The 18,609-nt window shown below is 61.8% G+C and carries 18 protein-coding genes; 5 read left to right on the forward strand and 13 right to left on the reverse strand.

The features are described from left to right. The first annotated feature begins 197 nt into the window (after positions 1–197). Positions 198–2,207: a DNA helicase Rep gene (gene rep, locus I5961_RS27580; protein ID WP_039765244.1), complete on the forward strand. Its 2,010-nt coding sequence runs from the start codon at positions 198–200 to the stop codon at positions 2,205–2,207. A 57-nt stretch (positions 2,208–2,264) separates the two neighbouring features. Further along, complete coding sequence (locus I5961_RS27585) at positions 2,265–2,837, forward strand: xanthine phosphoribosyltransferase (protein ID WP_075946495.1); 573 nt, start codon at positions 2,265–2,267, stop codon at positions 2,835–2,837. Between the two features lie 67 nt (positions 2,838–2,904). Here I5961_RS27585 and I5961_RS27590 read toward each other — a convergent pair whose 3' ends face one another. The 6 genes from I5961_RS27590 to dadA form a co-directional block, all read right to left on the reverse strand. Beyond that, positions 2,905–4,827, reverse strand: a complete 1,923-nt coding sequence (locus I5961_RS27590) for an acetyl-CoA hydrolase/transferase C-terminal domain-containing protein (RefSeq protein ID WP_227233895.1) — start codon at positions 4,825–4,827, stop codon at positions 2,905–2,907. Between the two features lie 136 nt (positions 4,828–4,963). After that, positions 4,964–5,380 (reverse strand): c-type cytochrome, encoded by a 417-nt coding sequence (locus I5961_RS27595; protein WP_039765242.1) that lies wholly within the window; start codon positions 5,378–5,380, stop codon positions 4,964–4,966. Between the two features lie 181 nt (positions 5,381–5,561). Further along, the gene (locus I5961_RS27600) at positions 5,562–6,110 is read right to left on the reverse strand and encodes a cupin domain-containing protein (RefSeq protein WP_003229444.1); all 549 of its coding nucleotides are present in this window, start codon (positions 6,108–6,110) and stop codon (positions 5,562–5,564) included. An 88-nt stretch (positions 6,111–6,198) separates the two neighbouring features. Next, entirely contained in the window at positions 6,199–7,272 is a 1,074-nt protein-coding gene (alr, locus tag I5961_RS27605) for an alanine racemase (protein WP_227233897.1), read from the reverse strand. Positions 7,273–7,367: 95 nt separating this feature from the next. Beyond that, positions 7,368–7,721, reverse strand: a complete 354-nt coding sequence (locus I5961_RS27610; RefSeq protein ID WP_227233899.1) for a RidA family protein — start codon at positions 7,719–7,721, stop codon at positions 7,368–7,370. Further along, complete coding sequence (dadA, locus tag I5961_RS27615; RefSeq protein ID WP_227233901.1) at positions 7,693–8,997, reverse strand: D-amino acid dehydrogenase; 1,305 nt, start codon at positions 8,995–8,997, stop codon at positions 7,693–7,695. The genes I5961_RS27610 and dadA overlap by 29 nt, the downstream gene beginning before the upstream one ends. A 154-nt stretch (positions 8,998–9,151) precedes the next feature. Between dadA and I5961_RS27620 the strand changes: the two genes are divergently transcribed. Continuing rightward, positions 9,152–9,640 (forward strand): Lrp/AsnC ligand binding domain-containing protein, encoded by a 489-nt coding sequence (locus I5961_RS27620; protein ID WP_003177284.1) that lies wholly within the window; start codon positions 9,152–9,154, stop codon positions 9,638–9,640. 4 nt (positions 9,641–9,644) lie between these two features. Here I5961_RS27620 and I5961_RS27625 read toward each other — a convergent pair whose 3' ends face one another. Next, entirely contained in the window at positions 9,645–9,998 is a 354-nt protein-coding gene (locus tag I5961_RS27625) for a YkgJ family cysteine cluster protein (protein WP_085696843.1), read from the reverse strand. A gap of 145 nt (positions 9,999–10,143) precedes the next feature. Between I5961_RS27625 and I5961_RS27630 the strand changes: the two genes are divergently transcribed. After that, positions 10,144–11,454 (forward strand): NAD(P)/FAD-dependent oxidoreductase, encoded by a 1,311-nt coding sequence (locus I5961_RS27630; RefSeq protein WP_085696842.1) that lies wholly within the window; start codon positions 10,144–10,146, stop codon positions 11,452–11,454. A gap of 108 nt (positions 11,455–11,562) precedes the next feature. Here I5961_RS27630 and I5961_RS27635 read toward each other — a convergent pair whose 3' ends face one another. Continuing rightward, complete coding sequence (locus tag I5961_RS27635; protein ID WP_085696841.1) at positions 11,563–11,808, reverse strand: DUF1127 domain-containing protein; 246 nt, start codon at positions 11,806–11,808, stop codon at positions 11,563–11,565. A gap of 179 nt (positions 11,809–11,987) precedes the next feature. Here I5961_RS27635 and I5961_RS27640 point away from each other — a divergent pair, with 179 nt between their 5' ends. Then, the gene (locus tag I5961_RS27640) at positions 11,988–13,409 is read left to right on the forward strand and encodes a PLP-dependent aminotransferase family protein (RefSeq protein ID WP_227233903.1); all 1,422 of its coding nucleotides are present in this window, start codon (positions 11,988–11,990) and stop codon (positions 13,407–13,409) included. On the opposite strand, the gene I5961_RS27645 is transcribed toward I5961_RS27640, so the two are convergent. The 5 genes from I5961_RS27645 to I5961_RS27665 form a co-directional block, all read right to left on the reverse strand. After that, complete coding sequence (locus tag I5961_RS27645; protein ID WP_085702328.1) at positions 13,406–13,933, reverse strand: hypothetical protein; 528 nt, start codon at positions 13,931–13,933, stop codon at positions 13,406–13,408. The two genes, I5961_RS27640 and I5961_RS27645, sit on opposite strands and share 4 nt — an antisense overlap. 13 nt (positions 13,934–13,946) lie before the next feature. Continuing rightward, positions 13,947–16,370 (reverse strand): fimbria/pilus outer membrane usher protein, encoded by a 2,424-nt coding sequence (locus I5961_RS27650; protein ID WP_227233905.1) that lies wholly within the window; start codon positions 16,368–16,370, stop codon positions 13,947–13,949. Beyond that, complete coding sequence (locus tag I5961_RS27655; protein ID WP_085696837.1) at positions 16,370–17,080, reverse strand: fimbria/pilus chaperone family protein; 711 nt, start codon at positions 17,078–17,080, stop codon at positions 16,370–16,372. The genes I5961_RS27650 and I5961_RS27655 overlap by 1 nt, the downstream gene beginning before the upstream one ends. A gap of 101 nt (positions 17,081–17,181) precedes the next feature. Next, positions 17,182–17,832 (reverse strand): DUF1120 domain-containing protein, encoded by a 651-nt coding sequence (locus I5961_RS27660; RefSeq protein WP_085696836.1) that lies wholly within the window; start codon positions 17,830–17,832, stop codon positions 17,182–17,184. A 221-nt stretch (positions 17,833–18,053) separates the two neighbouring features. After that, positions 18,054–18,596, reverse strand: coding sequence for a hypothetical protein (locus I5961_RS27665; protein WP_227233907.1), 543 nt, complete (start codon positions 18,594–18,596; stop codon positions 18,054–18,056). Positions 18,597–18,609 lie beyond the last annotated feature (13 nt).

An 18,609-nucleotide genomic window follows, 5' to 3' on the forward strand; every position in this document is an offset into this window, starting at 1 on the left:
AACGACAACGGATATCAAAACGTTATTTTGTGTCACGAATGAGAACATTAGCCGCAAAATCACCGCGCATCCTGCGTGAAAGTAACAAAACCGGCAAATTTCAATCGCGTGCTGCGTCACAAGTCGGAGAGAGCAGCACAAATCGCTGAGCCTGTTAAAATGCCGGCCCATTTCGTCAACGACTCCCGAATTTCCGTATGTCCCGACTCAATCCCCGGCAGCAAGAAGCCGTGAACTACGTCGGCGGCCCTCTATTGGTGCTCGCCGGTGCTGGCTCCGGCAAGACCAGCGTGATCACGCGCAAGATTGCGCACCTGATCCAGAACTGTGGCATCCGTGCCCAGTACATCGTCGCCATGACCTTCACCAACAAGGCCGCGCGCGAGATGAAGGAACGGGTCGGCACCCTGCTGCGCCCCGGCGAAGGTCGCGGCCTGACGGTCTGCACCTTCCACAACCTGGGCCTGAACATCATCCGCAAGGAACATGAACGGCTGGGCTACAAACCCGGTTTCTCGATCTTCGACGAAACCGACGTCAAGTCGCTGATGACCGACATCATGCAAAAGGAATACGCAGGCGACGACGGCGTCGACGAGATCAAGAACATGATCGGCGCCTGGAAAAACGACCTGATCCTGCCGGCCCAGGCCTTGGAAAACGCCCGCAACCCGAAGGAACAGACTGCCGCCATCGTCTACACCCACTACCAGCGCACGCTCAAGGCGTTCAACGCGGTGGACTTCGACGACCTGATCCTGCTGCCGGTGAAACTCTTCGAAGAGCACGCCGACATCCTCGAAAAGTGGCAGAACAAGGTGCGTTACCTGCTGGTCGACGAATATCAGGACACCAATGCCAGCCAGTATCTGCTGGTGAAAATGCTCATCGGCAAGCGTAACCAGTTCACCGTGGTGGGCGATGACGACCAGTCGATCTACGCCTGGCGCGGCGCACGGCCGGAAAACCTGATGCTGCTCAAGGACGACTATCCGTCCCTGAAAGTGGTGATGCTGGAGCAGAACTACCGCTCCACCAGCCGCATCCTGCGTTGCGCCAACGTGCTGATCTCGAACAACCCGCACGAATTCGAGAAGCAGCTGTGGAGTGAGATGGGCCATGGCGACGAGATCCGCGTGATCCGCTGCCGCAACGAGGACGCCGAAGCCGAGCGCGTGGCGATGGAAATTCTCAGCCTGCACTTGCGCACCGACCGCCCGTACAGCGATTTCGCGATCCTCTATCGCGGCAACTACCAGGCCAAGCTGATCGAGCTGAAACTGCAGCACCATCAGGTGCCGTACCGTCTGAGCGGCGGCAACAGCTTCTTCGGCCGCCAGGAAGTGAAAGACCTGATGGCCTACTTCCGCCTGATCGTGAACCCGGACGACGACAACGCCTTCCTGCGGGTGATCAACGTGCCGCGTCGGGAGATCGGTTCTACGACCCTGGAAAAACTCGGCAACTACGCCACCGAACGCAAGATCTCGATGTACGCCGCCACCGACGAACTCGGCCTGGGCGAGCATCTGGACAGCCGCTTCACCGATCGCCTGTCGCGCTTCAAGCGCTTCATGGACAAGGTGCGCGAGCAGTGCGCCGGCGAAGACCCGATCTCCGCCCTGCGCAGCATGGTCATGGACATCGACTACGAGAACTGGCTGCGCACCAACAGTTCCAGCGACAAGGCCGCGGACTACCGGATGAGCAACGTCTGGTTCCTGATCGAAGCCTTGAAGAACACCCTGGAAAAAGACGAAGACGGCGAAATGACCGTCGAGGATGCCATCGGCAAACTCGTTCTGCGCGACATGCTGGAACGTCAGCAGGAAGAAGAGGACGGCGCCGAAGGCGTGCAGATGATGACCCTGCATGCGTCCAAGGGTCTGGAATTCCCTTACGTGTTCATCATGGGCATGGAAGAGGAAATCCTCCCGCACCGTTCCAGCATCGAAGCCGACACCATCGAAGAAGAACGCCGACTGGCCTACGTGGGCATCACCCGCGCGCGCCAGACCCTCGCGTTCACCTTCGCCGCCAAGCGCAAACAGTACGGCGAGATCATCGACTGCGCGCCCAGCCGCTTCCTCGATGAGCTGCCGCCGGACGACCTGGCCTGGGAAGGCAACGACGACACACCGACCGAAGTCAAAGCCGTGCGGGGCAATAGCGCATTGGCAGATATACGCGCGATGTTAAAGCGCTAGAATTGACCACTTTTTTAAAACCTTAGGGCGCACAAGGCGCCAACAGAGGACAGCTTCATGGAAGCCCTGCACCAGAAAATCCGCGAACAAGGCATTGTGCTTTCCGACCAGGTCCTGAAGGTCGACGCCTTCCTGAACCACCAGATCGACCCGGCCCTGATGAAGCTGATCGGCGACGAATTCGCCACGCTGTTCAAGGATTCGGGCATCACCAAGATCGTCACCATCGAAGCGTCGGGCATCGCCCCGGCGATCATGACCGGTCTGAACCTCGGCGTGCCGGTGATCTTCGCCCGCAAGCAACAGTCCCTGACCCTGACTGAAAACCTGCTGTCGGCGACGGTCTACTCGTTCACCAAGAAGACCGAAAGCACCGTGGCCATCTCCCCGCGTCACCTGACCAGCAGCGACCGCGTGCTGATCATCGACGACTTCCTGGCCAACGGTAAGGCATCCCAGGCGCTGATCTCGATCATCAAACAGGCCGGCGCCACCGTCGCGGGCCTGGGCATCGTGATCGAGAAATCGTTCCAGGGCGGCCGTGCGGAACTGGATTCGCAGGGTTACCGCGTCGAGTCGCTGGCTCGCGTGAAATCGCTGGCGGGCGGCGTCGTGACCTTCATCGACTGATCACTGACTCAACTGCGCCGCAATACTTGTGGGAGCGAGCTCGCTCCCACAGTGTTTTGTGTAGCGGTTACTGCGCGGTGGCCTTCAGGCCCGTAAGCAACAACCGCTGAAACAGGTCTTCCTTCAGGCCTTCCGGGTGGGTCAGCTGCATGCGCGCCAAATGCTCCGGATACAGCGAAGCCTGCGGCGCATCCAGCGCGGCCTTGCCCAGTTCCAGAATCTCGGTCAGCTTGAATTTGCTCTTGAGCCAGTTCAGCGCCCGTAACAGATCCTTCTCGACCTCAGTGAAATCACAGCCCAGCGGATATTCCGGAAACAGGTTCGGATGCCGTGCGGCAATCGCCTGCAAGCGTTGTGGGGTGTTGTCGGTAAAGCGCGGATCGAGACGGAAATCCTTCGGCAGCTTGCCGACCTTCTGCGCCTGTTCGATCAGGCCTTGCTGGAAGCGCGAGTCGCTGATGTTCAACAGCGCCTCGATCACCACCGCATCCGATTTGCCGCGCAGGTCGGCGATGCCGTACTCGGTGACCACGATGTCGCGCAGATGCCGTGGAATCGTGCAGTGGCCGTACTCCCAGACAATGTTCGAACTTACATCGCCGCAGGACTCGCGCCAGCTGCGCAGCAGCAGAATCGACCGCGCATCGTGCAGCGCATGGCCCTGGGCAACGAAGTTGTACTGCCCGCCGACGCCGCTGAGCACCCGCCCGTCTTCCAGTTGATCCGCCACCCCGGCGCCCAGCAGGGTCATGGTGAACACGGTGTTGATGAAGCGCGCATCGAGGCGTTGCAGGCGCTTGAGCTCTTCCTGACCATACAGCTCGTTGATGTAGCTGATACGGGTCATGTTGAATTCGAGGCGTTTGCTCAGCGGCAACTCGCGCAAGCGCTCATAGAAACTGCGCGGCCCGAGGAAGAAACCACCGTGAATCGACAAGCCGTCGGTTTGCGCCGCCTCGTCGAGAGTCCCGGCGTTGGCCTGCTCCTGAGTCTGCACATCCGGGTAGACCTTGCGCCGGATGATCCCGGCTTCGGCCAGCACCAGCAGGCCGTTGACGAACATTTCGCTGCAACCGTACAGGCCCTTGGCGAACGGTTCGATGCCGCCCTCGCGTTCGATTAACTGTGCCCACTGGCTGAGGTTCACATCGGCCAGCAAGTGCTTGTACGAGGCGTTGTCAGCCTGACGCGCCAGCAACGCAGCGGTCAGCGCATCGCCCATCGAACCGATGCCGATCTGCAAGGTGCCGCCATCGCGCACCAGGGTGCTGGCGTGCAGACCGATGAAGTGATCCTGAAACCCGACGGGCATGTTCGGCGTGGAAAACAGCGTGCTGCTGTCCTTTTCATCGATCAGCAGGTCGAAGGTGTCGATATCGATTTCGGCATCGCCCGGCATGTACGGCAACTCGGTGTGCACCTGGCCGACCAGCAGAATGGTCTCCCCCGCCGCCCGGCGTTTGGCGATCATCGGGAACAGGTCGAGGGTGATGTCCGGGTTGCAGCTCAGGCTCAGGCGATCGGGATGTTCGCTGCTGCTGGCGAGCAACTGCGCCACCAGGTTCAGGCCGGCGGCATTGATGTCGCGGGCCGCGTGGCTGTAGTTGCTGCTGACGTAATCCTGCTGGGCCGGCGCACTGTTTAGCAGGCTGCCGGGCTGCATGAAGAACTGTTCGATGCGAATGTTGGACGGCAGGCTGTCGCGGTGCAGGTCGGCGAGGAAGTCCAGCTCCGGGTAATCGCCAAACACCCGCTCGACGAAGGGTTCGATGAAGCGCTTCTGCAACCCGTCGCCCAATGCCGGACGGCCGAGGCACAGGGCGGTGTAGATCGTCAGTTGCCGTTCGGGCAAACCGGCGATGCGGCGGTACAGCGCGTTGACGAAGGGGTTGGGTTTGCCCAGCCCCAGCGGCAGGCCCATGTGGATATGCGCCGGCAACCGCGCCAGTACGTCGTCCACTGCCTGTTCGATCGAACACAACTGCACCATCTGAAGCCTCCTGCCCGTTCCGTGAATAGAGGTACGACCGAGATTGCCGGTTGTTTGCTGCAAAGAACAGCCTCAGGCCCAAATCGCGCGTACAAAAAAACCGTCCGAAGACGGTTTTTTTCGTCGAAAGCGCGGCTTATTTCAGGCCGGACATCTTCTGGATCGCGCCCTTCAGCTCTTCATCGGAGCAGTCGGCGCAGGTGCCTTTCGGTGGCATGGAGTTGATGCCGGTGATGGCCTTGGCCAGGATGCCGTCGAGGCCGCCCTGGTGATCGGCGCGCTCTTTCCAGGCCGCGGTGTCACCGATTTTCGGTGCGCCCAACAGGCCGGAGCCGTGGCAAGCGTTGCAATGTTTGGCAATCACTTCGTCCGGCGTCTTGGCACCGCCACCGCCGCCTGCCGAAGCAGCGACTTCCATCCCCTTGCACTCTTGCCCTTGAACACACACCTGGCCGACCGGCTCGAGGCGTTTGGCAATGTCGTCATTCGTCGCAGCTTGAGCGCTGACAGCCCAGAGGGCCAGTACGGTTGCTGGTGCAGCCAGCATTTTCATAATTAGGTTCACGCGTTCACCCTCAATGGTGGCTATTCACGCCTGCGGCCACGGTTCGCAGGCGGGCGCAAGTATAGCGGTTAGCCCGCTTCACTGAAACAACCCCAAAGTCGAAGGGGTTATATCGCGCTGTGGAACAACGGTTCGGGTGCCTTCGCCGTGTGGCCTGGCGCCTCTTTGTTTAAAAATTCGCCGGCGTGGCTGCGCTGATTAGTCGCGCCGGCGCATCGAACGGATTACGGAAACGATGCGGCTTGGTACTTTCAAAGTAGTAGCTGTCGCCGGCTTCGAGGATAAAAGTTTCAAGACCCACCACCAGCTCCAGGCGCCCTTCCACCAGAATCCCGGTTTCCTCGCCTTCGTGGGTGAGCATTTCCTCGCCGGTATCGGCGCCCGGCGGATAGATTTCATTGAGGAACGCGATGGCCCGGCTCGGGTGCGCGCGACCGACCAGTTTCATGGTCACGGCGCCGTCGGAAATGTCGATCAGCTCGTTGGCCTTGTAGACGATCTGAGTCGGTTTTTCCTGCAGGATCTCTTCGGAAAAGAACTCGACCATGGACATGGGAATCCCGCCCAGAACTTTCCTCAGCGAACTGATCGAAGGGCTGACGCTGTTCTTTTCGATCATCGAAATGGTGCTGTTGGTGACGCCCGCGCGCTTGGCGAGTTCACGCTGGGACAGTCCTTTGAGCTTGCGGATCGATTGCAGTCGTTCACCGACGTCCAAGGCGGGAGCCTCCTGATGCTGTAGAAATATTGAGCGTTATCATGGCGACAGCGTTCAGTATTTACAACACTTGGGCCCCGCTTGCGCTTTAACCCTCGGAATAGAGCCTTGGCACCCGACGCAGGTTGCAGAAGATCTGGTACGGAATGGTGTCCGCCCACTTCGCCACGTCGCTGGCGAGGATGTTTTTGCCCCACAGCTCGACAGTCGAACCGAGGCCGGCTTGCGGCACGTCGGTCAGGTCGATGCACAGCATGTCCATCGACACCCGGCCAAGAATGCGGCTGCGCTGGCCGGCCACCAGCACCGGCGTGCCGGTCGGCGCCTGACGCGGATAACCGTCGGCGTAACCCATGGCAACCACGCCGATGCGCATCGGTTTGTCGGTGATGAATTTGGCGCCGTAGCCCACCGGCTCGCCGGCCGGCAGTTCGCGCACGCTGATGACTTTCGACTCCAGCGTCATCACCGGTTGCAGACGCTCGGCCACGGCGCTGGCTTCTTCGAACGGGGTGGCGCCGTAGAGCATGATGCCCGGGCGCACCCAGTCGCTGTGAATCTGCGGCCAGCCCAGCACCGCCGGCGAGTTGCGCAGGCTGACTTCAGCCGCCAGGCCCTGACGTGCCGCTTCGAACACCGCAACCTGATCGGCGCTGCTCTGCTCGTGCAGCTCATCGGCCCGGGCGAAGTGGCTCATCAGCACGACTTTCGCCACCTTGCCGCTGGCCAGCAAACGCTGGTAAGCCGCCGGGTAATCCTTCGGATGCAGGCCGACACGGTGCATGCCCGAATCAAGCTTCAGCCACACGGTGATCGGTTTGCTCAATGCCGCCTGCTCGATTGCTTCGAGCTGCCACAGCGAATGCACCACGCACCAGAAATCGTGCTCGACGATCAGCGCCAGTTCGTCCGCCTCGAAAAAGCCTTCGAGCAACAGCACCGGTGCACGAATCCCGGCAGTTCGCAGCTCCAGCGCTTCTTCGATGCACGCCACCGCGAAGCCGTCCGCTTCAGCCTCCAGCGCCTGGGCGCAACGCACTGCGCCATGGCCGTAGGCATCGGCCTTGATCACCGCCAGTGCCTTGGCACCGGTGACTTCACGGGCGATACGGTAGTTGTGACGCAGGGCTTGAAGGTCGATCAGGGCACGGGCAGGACGCATGGCAGCAGACTTCTTGGCGGTCATGGAAATAAAAACCGGCGCTGGCTGACGGCGTGAACCGCCAACAGCACCGGGAGAGGGATCTTTACAACGGGTTACGGTAATGCAGCGACGATGGAGATCTCGACCAGGATGTTCGGCTTGGCCATCTTCGCTTCCACCGTGGCGCGGGCCGGGGCGGCTCCCTTGGGCAGCCACTGGTCCCACACCGAGTTCATGGCGGCAAAGTGCGCTTCAATGTCCTTCAGGTAGATCGTCGCCGACAGCAGATGCTGCTTGTCGGTGCCGGCCAGATCGAGCAGACGCTCGATGTTGGCGAGTACGTCGCGGGTCTGCTGTTCGACACCGGCATTGAAGTCATCGCCGACCTGCCCGGACAAATACACCGTACCGTTGTGGCTGACGATCTGACTCATGCGCTCATTGGTGAGCTGGCGCTGGATTGCCATGCTTCGCGGACTCCTGGGTGGTGTTGCCATAACGGGAAATATCGAGGCCTTCGGCGCTAATTTGAGGTTTTTTCTTCGCCATCAGGTCGGCCAGCAAGCGACCGGAGCCGCACGCCATGGTCCAGCCGAGGGTGCCGTGACCGGTGTTCAGGAACAGGTTCTTGAACGGGGTGGCACCGACGATCGGTGTGCCATCCGGGGTGGTTGGGCGCAGGCCGGTCCAGAAACTCGCTTCGGCCAGATTGCCGCCCCGAGGATAAAGGTCGTTGACGATCATCTCCAGGGTTTCGCGCCGGCGCGGGTTCAGCGACAGGTCAAAACCGGCGATCTCCGCCATGCCGCCGACGCGGATGCGTTTGTCGAAACGGGTGATCGCGACCTTGTAGGTCTCGTCGAGAATGGTCGACGTCGGGGCCATGTCCGGATTGGTGATCGGCACGGTCAGCGAGTAGCCCTTCAACGGATACACCGGGGCCTTGATACCCAGCGGCTTGAGCAGTTGCGGCGAGTAACTGCCGAGGGCGAGTACGTAGCGGTCAGCGGTTTCCAGCTTGCCGTCGATCCACACGCCGTTGATGCGGTCGCCGGCGAAGTCGAGGCGCTGGATGTCCTGACCGAAACGGAATTCCACACCCAGTCTGGTGGCCATTTCGGCGAGGCGAGTGGTGAAGATCTGGCAGTCACCGGTCTGGTCGTTCGGCAGGCGCAGGGCACCGGCGAGGATGTCGGTGACACCCGCCAGAGCCGGTTCGACGCGGGCAATGCCGGCGCGGTCGAGCACTTCAAACGGCACGCCGGACTCTTTCAATACGGCGATGTCCTTGGCGGCGTTATCCAGTTGCGCCTGGGTGCGGAACAATTGAGTCGTACCGAGGCTGCGGCCTTCGTAGGCGATGCCGGTCTCGGCGCGCAATTCGTCGAGGCAGTCACGGCTGTACTCGGACAGGCGGACCATGCGCTCCTTGTTCACCGCGTAACGGTTGGCGGTGCAGTTACGCAGCATCTGCGCCATCCACAAGTATTGGTCGATGTCGGCAGTGGCCTTGATCGCCAGCGGCGCGTGACGTTGCAGCAGCCACTTGATGGCCTTGAGGGGCACGCCCGGCGCAGCCCACGGCGAGGCGTAGCCCGGCGAGACCTGGCCTGCGTTGGCGAAACTGGTCTCCATGGCCGCGGCGGGCTGCCGGTCGACCACCACCACTTCAAACCCGGCACGGGCCAGATAGTAAGCACTGGCGGTACCGATGACGCCGCTACCCAAGACCATAACGCGCATTTTTGTATCCCTCTCGCGGCGTGCCGCGTACGTCTGTTGTTAGAGCAATGATGCGCGCAGTGTAAAAAAGATTCGCCAGTGCTTTTCACTGTATAAGCGCCTATATTTGGCGACAATTCTCGGCAAAAACCCTTTTCACGGAGGCGCATCCCCTATGCGTACCAACACTCAGACCAAACGTGAGCTGGACAAGATCGACCGCAACATCTTGCGGATTCTGCAGGCGGACGGGCGGATTTCATTCACCGAACTGGGTGAGAAGGTCGGGCTCTCCACCACGCCGTGTACCGAGCGGGTGCGGCGCCTGGAGCGTGAGGGAATCATCATGGGCTACAACGCCCGCCTCAATCCGCAGCACTTGAAGGGTAGCCTGCTGGTGTTCGTCGAGATCAGCCTCGACTACAAATCCGGCGATACTTTCGAAGAGTTCCGACGTGCGGTGCTGAAATTGCCCCACGTGCTGGAATGCCATCTGGTGTCAGGGGATTTCGACTATCTGGTGAAGGCGCGGATTTCCGAGATGGCCTCGTACCGCAAGCTGCTGGGCGACATCCTGCTGAAGCTGCCGCACGTGCGCGAATCCAAGAGCTACATCGTGATGGAAGAAGTGAAAGAGAGCCTGAGCCTGCCGATTCCGGACTGAACGCTCAGACCAGCACCTGTCGGTTTTCCGCCATGTACTCGAACACCTGCTTCTCGACCCTTGGGTGAATCAGCTCCACCGGCCGCCGGCCGTTGGGGCACGGCAAGGTCTGGGTCGTTCCGAACAACCGACAGATCAACGGCCGCTCGTCATACACCGTGCAGCCATTCGGCCCCAGGTGCACACAGTTGAGTGCTTCCATGGCCGCGTCCTGCTCGGCGCGCGTCTTGCGCGGGAGGCGGGACATTTCCTCGGGTGAGGTGGTCACCGGCCCGCAACAGTCATGGCAGCCTGGCACGCACTCGAACGTGGGAATCTGCTGACGCAGGGTGCGGATTTTCTGACTGTTGCAGCTCATTGCAGCATTAACCGGAGCGAAATAGGCGGCAATTGTGCCGCAAAACCCGTGTTCCAGACACCACGGGCCGACCAATGTTGCCCGGCCTCGGGCCTGCGGCTTATGCTCCGTCAAATTTTCTCGACACCCGCTCAGGATGACGCCCATGAATGCCCGCGCCCAAGCCACCGCGAGCCAGCACCACGTTGCCTCTTACTACGCCGCCAGCAGCCTGCCGCAACCCGACCATCCGGTGCTGCAAGGTGAACTGATCGCCGACGTGTGCGTGGTCGGTGGCGGTTTCTCCGGGCTGAACACCGCGCTGGAATTGGCTGAACGGGGCTTGAGCGTGGTGCTGCTGGAAGCGCACCGGATCGGCTGGGGCGCCAGCGGTCGCAACGGCGGGCAACTGATTCGCGGGGTCGGTCATGGCCTCGATCAGTTCGCCAACGTGATCGGCGCCGACGGCGTGCGGCAGATGAAACTCATGGGCCTGGAAGCGGTGGAAATCGTCCGCCGGCGCGTCGAGAAATTTCAGATCCCTTGCGACCTGACCTGGGGTTACTGCGACCTCGCCAACAAACCCTCCGACCTGGAAGGTTTTGCCGAAGACGCCGAAGAGTTGCGCAGCCTCGGTTATCGCCATGAAACACGTCTGCTGCAGGCGAACGAGATGCACACCGTGGTCGGCTCCAGACGCTACGTCGGCGGCCTGATCGACATGGGTTCCGGTCATTTGCACCCGCTGAACCTGGCACTCGGCGAAGCCGCCGCGGCGCAGCAAGCGGGGGTGAAGCTGTTCGAGCAATCGGCGGTGACCCGCATCGATTACGGCCCCGAAGTCCGCGTGCACACCGCGCAAGGCTCGGTACGGGCGAAAACCCTGGTACTCGGCTGCAATGCCTATCTCAACAATCTGAATCCACAACTCAGCGGCAAGGTGCTGCCGGCCGGCAGCTACATCATCGCCACCGAACCGCTGAGCGAGGAGCAGGCCCACAACCTGCTGCCGCAGAACATGGCGGTCTGCGACCAGCGAGTGGCGCTCGACTACTACCGGCTCTCGGCGGACCGGCGCCTGCTGTTCGGCGGCGCGTGCCATTACTCCGGGCGTGACCCGAAGGATATCGGCGCGTACATGCGGCCGAAGATGCTCGAAGTCTTTCCGCAACTGGCCTCGGTGAAGATCGATTATCAGTGGGGCGGGATGATCGGCATCGGCGCCAACCGTCTGCCGCAGATTGGCCGGCTCGCCGACCAGCCGAATGTGTATTACGCCCAGGCCTATTCCGGTCACGGCGTGAATGCCACGCACCTGGCGGGCAAGCTGCTGGCCGAGGCCATCAGCGGCCAGCACGGCGGTGGCTTCGACCTGTTCGCCAAAGTGCCACACATCACCTTCCCCGGCGGCAAGCATCTTCGTTCGCCGCTGCTGGCGTTGGGGATGTTGTGGCATCGATTGAAAGAGTTGGTGTGAGATCGTTCCCACGCTCCTGCGTGGGAATGCATCCAGTGACGCTCTGCGTCACAGCGGACGCGGAGCGTCCGGGGCGGCGTTCCCACGCAGAGCGTGGGAACGATCCCTCTAAATCCGCCAGAACGGCTTCAACCCCTCCTCCAGTGCCTGTTCGCGGGTCAGCCCGATATCCTTGAGCTGTTCCGGCGTCAGGCGCAGCAACGCCTTGCGCGTGTGCAGACGATGCCAGAACAGACCCCAGCGACTCAGGCCGGACGGTGCGTTGCGCAGGATCTCATTGCGCGCGTTGTCCTGTTGCCCAGCCTCCAGTTCCTGACTGTGTAACGTCAGCCGCACATCGCTCAAGCCGTTCATTTTTGTCGCTCCTGTTTACTTGGGTAGCCAGAGATTCCATGATGCGCGGGCGAGCGAAAGCATTACAGATTCAACACATCTGTATTATTTCCATACAGATTTGTTGTTCCCGAGACTGAATTGTCGATTTACGCCGCATCTGTACTGGTTTTTCGAATCATCTGCATCGAGGCAGTGCCATGACCCTGTACGTGAACCTTGCCGAACTGCTCGGCACCCGCATCGAACAAGGCTTCTACCGTCCTGGTGATCGCCTGCCGTCGGTGCGCGCCCTGAGCGTGGAACACGGGGTCAGCCTGAGCACGGTGCAGCAGGCCTACCGGATGCTGGAAGACAGCGGACTGGCCACGCCCAAACCCAAGTCCGGGTACTTCGTGCCGGTGGGTCGCGAGTTGCCGGAACTGCCGGCGGTCGGGCGTCCGGCGCAACGGCCGGTGGAGATTTCCCAGTGGGATCAGGTGCTGGAACTGATTCGCGCCGTGCCGCGCAAGGACGTGGTGCAACTCGGTCGCGGCATGCCGGATATCTCGTCACCGACGATGAAACCGCTGCTGCGCGGCCTGGCCCGTATCAGCCGCCGTCAGGACATGCCCGGTCTGCATTACGACAACATCCACGGCACCCTCGAACTGCGCGAACAGATCGCCCGGCTGATGCTCGATTCCGGCTGCCAGTTGAGCGCCAGCGATCTGGTGGTCACCACCGGTTGCCACGAAGCGCTGTCCACCAGCATCCACGCGATCTGCGAGCCCGGCGACATCGTCGCGGTGGATTCACCAAGCTTTCACGGCGCCATGCAGACCCTCAAGGGACTGGGCATGAAAGCGCTGGAAATCCCCACCGACCCGCTCACCGGCATCAGCCTCGAAGCCTTGGAACTGGCGTTGGAGCAATGGCCGATCAAGGTCATCCAGCTCACGCCCAACTGCAACAACCCGCTTGGCTACATCATGCCGGAGTCGCGTAAACGCGCCCTCCTCACCCTGGCCCAGCGCTTCGACGTGGCGATCATCGAGGACGATGTGTATGGCGAACTGGCCTACACCTATCCACGTCCGCGCACGATCAAATCCTTCGACGAAGATGGCCGTGTCTTACTGTGCAGTTCGTTTTCCAAGACTCTCGCGCCGGGGCTGCGCATCGGCTGGGTCGCGCCCGGTCGCTATCTCGAACGGGTGCTGCACATGAAATACATCAGCACCGGTTCTACAGCCCCACAGCCGCAGATCGCAATCGCCGAATTTCTCAAGGCCGGGCACTTCGAGCCACATTTGCGGCGGATGCGCACGCAATACCAGCGCAATCGCGACCTGATGATCGACTGGGTGACCCGTTATTTCCCGGCCGGCACCCGCGCCAGCCGCCCGCAGGGCAGCTTTATGCTCTGGGTCGAATTGCCGGAAGGTTTCGATACGCTGAAACTGAATCGTGCGCTGCACGACCAGGGCGTACAGATTGCCGTCGGCAGCATCTTTTCCGCCTCCGGCAAGTACCGCAATTGCCTGCGCATGAACTACGCGGCCAAACCGACAGCGCTGATCGAAGAGGCGGTGCGCAAAGTCGGCGCGGCCGCGATCAAGCTGTTGGCCGAGGCCGATTAATCCACCGTAAAGGCGCCCTGACCTTCAAACCGCACCGGTTCGACGGGGCGGCTTGAGGCGTCATCCACCCGCGCATCAAGTTCCATCTCCACTTCCAGCAGACTGCCCCGGGCACCGGTGTCCGCCCGCCACGGGACGACGCGGATCCCCGGGCGCAGAACATCGCCTTCGACCGATTGACCGCTGTCCAGCCGCCAATGCACCGCCACACCATCGAGACGCACTGCCACGATACGCAGTTGCAGCGTGCCCGCCGCCCAACGGAAACGCTGCGGATCGGCCGGGGGCGCGACAAATGCCCAGCGCATCAAGCGCACGTCGGGGCACTGCACCCGCAAATGCACGCTGCGCAGGCCGAAGCCCGGCCCCCGGCCATCGAGCGCCGTGCGTTGCAGCAGGTCGGCGCGCGTTGCGCTACCCAGGTTGATGCTCGCCGGCGACAGGCTCGACTGACACGTTTCGGCGCCTGACGCCGGTTCAACCACCAGGCACAGCAACACGACCAGAAACAGCAGAAATTTCATCAGATGCACTCGTTCAGGACAGTTCGGCCGGGGCGCAGGTGGCATCGACCCGCTCGATCAGTGCGCTGTCTTCAGGGGATTCGGAAAGCGGGAAACGCAACGTGCACCGCGTGTTGTCAGGGAGCTGCACATGCAGGCGCTGACCCGCTTTTGCGTCAGGCAGAAAAATCGTTCCGCCGTCCTGGACCGTTGTCAGGTAGCGGCCCTGTTCATCGTGAACACTCAACCCCTTGGCCAGCCATTGCCGGTCGACGGTCATGGCGTTGAGCAACAGGCGCCGGACCGTGACGAGCGAGAAGTCCAGATGCTGCACCGATCCGCGGGCGGGCTGCACCTGCTTCACCCCGTCGAGCACTTCAACGTTGCGCGACAGGCTTCGCGGGTCGACTTCCAGCCGTGCGGTCGACCAGGCCGGCAGATTCGCCGCGACTGCGTGGCCCGAGCCATCGGTCCAGACCGGACCTTGAGGCGTGTTCAGTTTCACGCCCGATCGGTCACCGGCCTTGAGAACGCCGAAGGTATCGCGCAGGGGATAGGGCGACAACGTTGCGCCATCGCGATGCAGCGCTACACCACCGCGCAGCCCCACGTCGTAATCGGTCGCGCCGGATCGCTGGCCGACGCCTGCGTCGAGGCTGGTGTAGCGCGGCAGTGCATTGAAGCGCACGCCATAACTGGCCGCAGTCTCATCGCGGTATTCAGCGTTGGCGTTGTAAGCCAGGTTTTCACCCAGTACGTCGCTGACGGCCACGCCCCGGCGCAGGCCGGATCGATCATCACGGCGCAAATAACCCCGCAACCTTCGCTGGCCTCCGAGCGCCATTCCCAGCGTCAGGTAGGCGGAGTTGCCCAGGCGATCGGGCGCCGCATCGCCAATGGCGCGTTCCAGGTTCAACGACAGGCTGATGCGCTCAGGCCATGTGCGAGACCACGACAGGCCAAGACGCGACTGCGCCGGTTCACCCTGGGTCGAATAGCGTGACCAGGTCGCCCCGAATGCGCCCCATTGATCCGCCGACCCCGTGACAGAAAAAACCAGGTGATCGCGACCGGGGGATTCGGCGCGGTGAAGGTCTTGATCCCAACCGGTGTCAGACAGCGTGCGAAAGTTCCGGCTCTGGCGCACCGCAACCAGACTCGTCGACAGGCTCTCGGACAACGGCGCACCGAGCGTCAATTGCGTCTGGCTGCCCTTCACGCCACGGGAGCGTTCATCGGACAACACCTGCTTCACGCCCAGTGCATAGCCACCGGCCCACTGCCGTTGCAGGCCCCAGCCAGCCGACAGGTAGTCGGTTGCCCCCAGTACACCGGCGGTCAGTCGGGTGGCCTGTTGCCAATCCCAATCCTTGCTGATCGCGGTGAAAGAAGGTGTCGGTCGGTCGTCCGAGCCCAACCGTCGCACCGTACCCAGCGCAAAGTTGAACCCGCTCGGCCCGGCCCATTGCGCTTCGTGAAGGCTGGCCGCCGGCACGCGCAAGCGCCGCGCCTGCCCATCCTGTTCGTGGACGGTCACGTCCAGATCAATCCGGTTGCTCAGCAACGGCAGCGCTCGCAGCGTGAACGGTCCACTCGGCACCATGGTGGTGTAGATCATCACGCCGTTCTGCCGGACTTCGATGCGAGCCGGCGAATAGGCAACGCCCTCCACTTGCCCGCGCGCACCGTCCTGCGCCGTTCGCAACTGAGCGAATGCCGCTTCCGGCACGATCTGCACACCGTCGAACGACTCACCGGCAAACAAGGTCGATGCGAGATTCAATTGCCCGATCTGCAGACTGGCCTCGGCGTCCTCCAGGGTTCGCGCACCGTAGGCATACAAGTGCTCGAACCGCGAGTTGCCGGAAGTCGACGTATAGGACTGCCGGCTGCGCAGCACCCAGTCACCGGCATTCAGGCCGACCTCCGAGCCCAGGCTCTGAAACCTGTCGTGCCGGCCTTCTTGCTGGCTGCCGACCAGCAACGCGTCGTAGTTGAAAACCCCGGCCGTACCGCCATGAGCGAAATTGATGGGCGCACGCGCCGGCAACATCAGACTGTCGGTCGGCACCAGCAGATCAATCAGCTCGCGCCCCGGATCCAGTTGCGCGACCGCTTCGGGAAATCCCTCCGTCAGCGTCATGCATTGTTCCGGTTGCAGCCTGGCCATCGAAGCTGGTGGACGCACGCCCGCAACGTTCATCCACTGGGTGTGCAAACACAATTCGCCGCGCTCGTTGAATGTCATCCGTACACGGCCTCTGGCCTGCCCGTTGACCTCAAGTGCCACGGAATGCTCGCCTTGGGTGAAACGCGGCGCCTCACGAAAGTACGCCGCCAGCGCAGGATCGATGCCGCGGTCTCTCAACACGCGGGCGTCGAACTCCAACGGTTCGGCCGCCAGCGCGTTGCCGTTGGCCGCGATCAGTAACACGCCCCAACGAGCGCAGACCTTCATCAGCGAGTAACCGGCGCGTCGTAATGGTCGACCGCAAAGCCGTAAGTCGTGGCCGGGAAAATCCTGACCGCCATCGTCTGGGTCGAGGTGTGCAGTGGCAGCTCAGCGTGCAAGCGCTCACCGGGCAGGATGTAGGTCTTGGGCAGATTCACCGAACGGGTGCCCGGCAAAGGCACAATGGTTTTCGCCAGTCGGACCACATAGGGGCTCGGATTGACGACCTGCACACCCGAGGCGTCCATTGACCAGGTCAACCGTTTCCATGGCTCGCGCTCGATCGGCAAACCGGCAGGACGCAGAATCACCGGCAGGTTCTGGCGTACACCGAGAGCAACCCGCGCTCCGGCGGCGTCACTGGTCGGGCTGATCCCCTCGAAGATCACCCGCTTCAGGCGCTCGGTCTTCAACGGTTGCCGGTTTTGCAGAATGAATCGCACTTGCTGAATGCCGCCCGGCTCGACCCGGGCAATGGGCGGGGTGAAGATCAGCAGTACGTCGTCACTGTCCTCGATGTTTTCAACGGTGGTGTGCAGCAATGCGGGATGCGTGTCGGTATTGCGCACGTTCATCACCGCTTCACCCATACCCTCTTCCACCAGCAGCACCGGCGTCTGCGGAACCATTCCGGCGGCATGGGCCAGCGGCATTGAAAACCATGCGGACAGGCACAGCAGTGCCGTCTTCAGAGCAGACTTGAAAGAAATGAGCATCGGGATAATCCGTGAAATCCTGAATGCGACCCGGCAGGCGCCGGATCGCGCTCGCGTGTACCCGCCAGTCCCGGTGCCTGAGGGACGCCGGGACGCGGCCGTCAGAGGTAGAACATGTCGAACGTCACGGAGCCGTCCAGCGGGATTTCGTTGGCAATCGGCAGGGCGTTGCTTGGGCCGATGATCGGCAGCAGATGCATCGGGAAACCGTGGTGGCGGGCAGCGACCGGACCGGTCGCGGCGCTGGCGCCCCACGAGTACAACTGCGGCGCATTGCTGACCAGCGTACTGTTCGGCACACGCCATGCCGGGGCCGCCAGCGTCCGGGTCAGCAATGTCTGGGCATTGCCGTCGGTCTCTGGAATACCGTGACGCAAGGCGAAACCACCAATACGCGTACCGCCGATTTCGCCCAGCCCGTAAAACAGCGCCGGATCGCTCTGGCCAGTACCATCACTGATGCCCGGCAGTTTGGTGCCGGCGCGGTTGTCACGCACAGACACTTCCACGGGCGCCGGCGCATCGCAATTGATGTGCAGGGACACATCGCGACCGGGCAACAGGGTCTGGGTGGTCGGATTCAGCGTCGCCGCCGAAATCTTGCGCAGGTCCACCGTGCTGCCACCGGCAAATGCCGGAATGCAGGAGGTCGGGATAATGGTGCCGATGACATTCAGGTCAACGCTTTCTGCCATAGCGATTGTTGGCAGCAGCGCCGCCGCCAGTACTGCAAGACGGTATGTCTTTTTCATAAGCCGTAATCTTCCATTTGATTGACAGTTCAGTCCCTGCAAACCAGGTATGTAATTAAGCGGGATGATGATTGCGGCTTATGAGAGATAAATCTGTAGGAAACGGGAGCGCTCAAATAGTGAAATTACGACTGGTTGAATAGGCAATTTGTACTCAGTGGCGGAATCCTACATTTCTGTGGCGAGATGCTTCGTACCGCCATGCCTCCCGAGTCCGGGTTTCAGTACGCGTTAAAGCGCACATCGATCTCGAACCGGGTCAGATCGGCAACCCGGGTCTGCGCTGACCCGACCCGCCCTTCAAGTTCCACTTCAACGTCCATGCGCTGACCTTCCAGTGCAACCCCCGCCCGCGCTGGAATCAGGCTTTGCCCGGCGGGCCAGACGGCCACTCCGGAGGCGACACCCGGTTCAAAGCCAAGCCACTGCACGGCTTTGCCATCCACCCGAACAGCCAGCACATGGACCCTCAACGTCCCTGCGCCAAACCGATAGTCCACGGCATCCGCTGCCGGCGCCGCCAGATCGAGTCGCAGCGCAGCTGGCCGTTCACATTGAACGGTGATCTGCACCCGCCGGCGCCCGAAACTCAACAGGTCATTTTCCAGGGGCTGTTGCAGCAACTGGCCGCGCGTCATCGCACCAAAATCGATGGAAGGCTGCCCCAGCCTGACTGCACAGCCCGACTGCGCCTGTGCCGGCTCGGCGGTGAACACGGTACTCAGCAACGCCAGACCTATCGTGGCGCTATTCAAACGATGCATGGTGACTGACTCC

Source organism: Pseudomonas sp. IAC-BECa141 (assembly GCF_020544405.1).
GTDB lineage: Bacteria > Pseudomonadota > Gammaproteobacteria > Pseudomonadales > Pseudomonadaceae > Aquipseudomonas.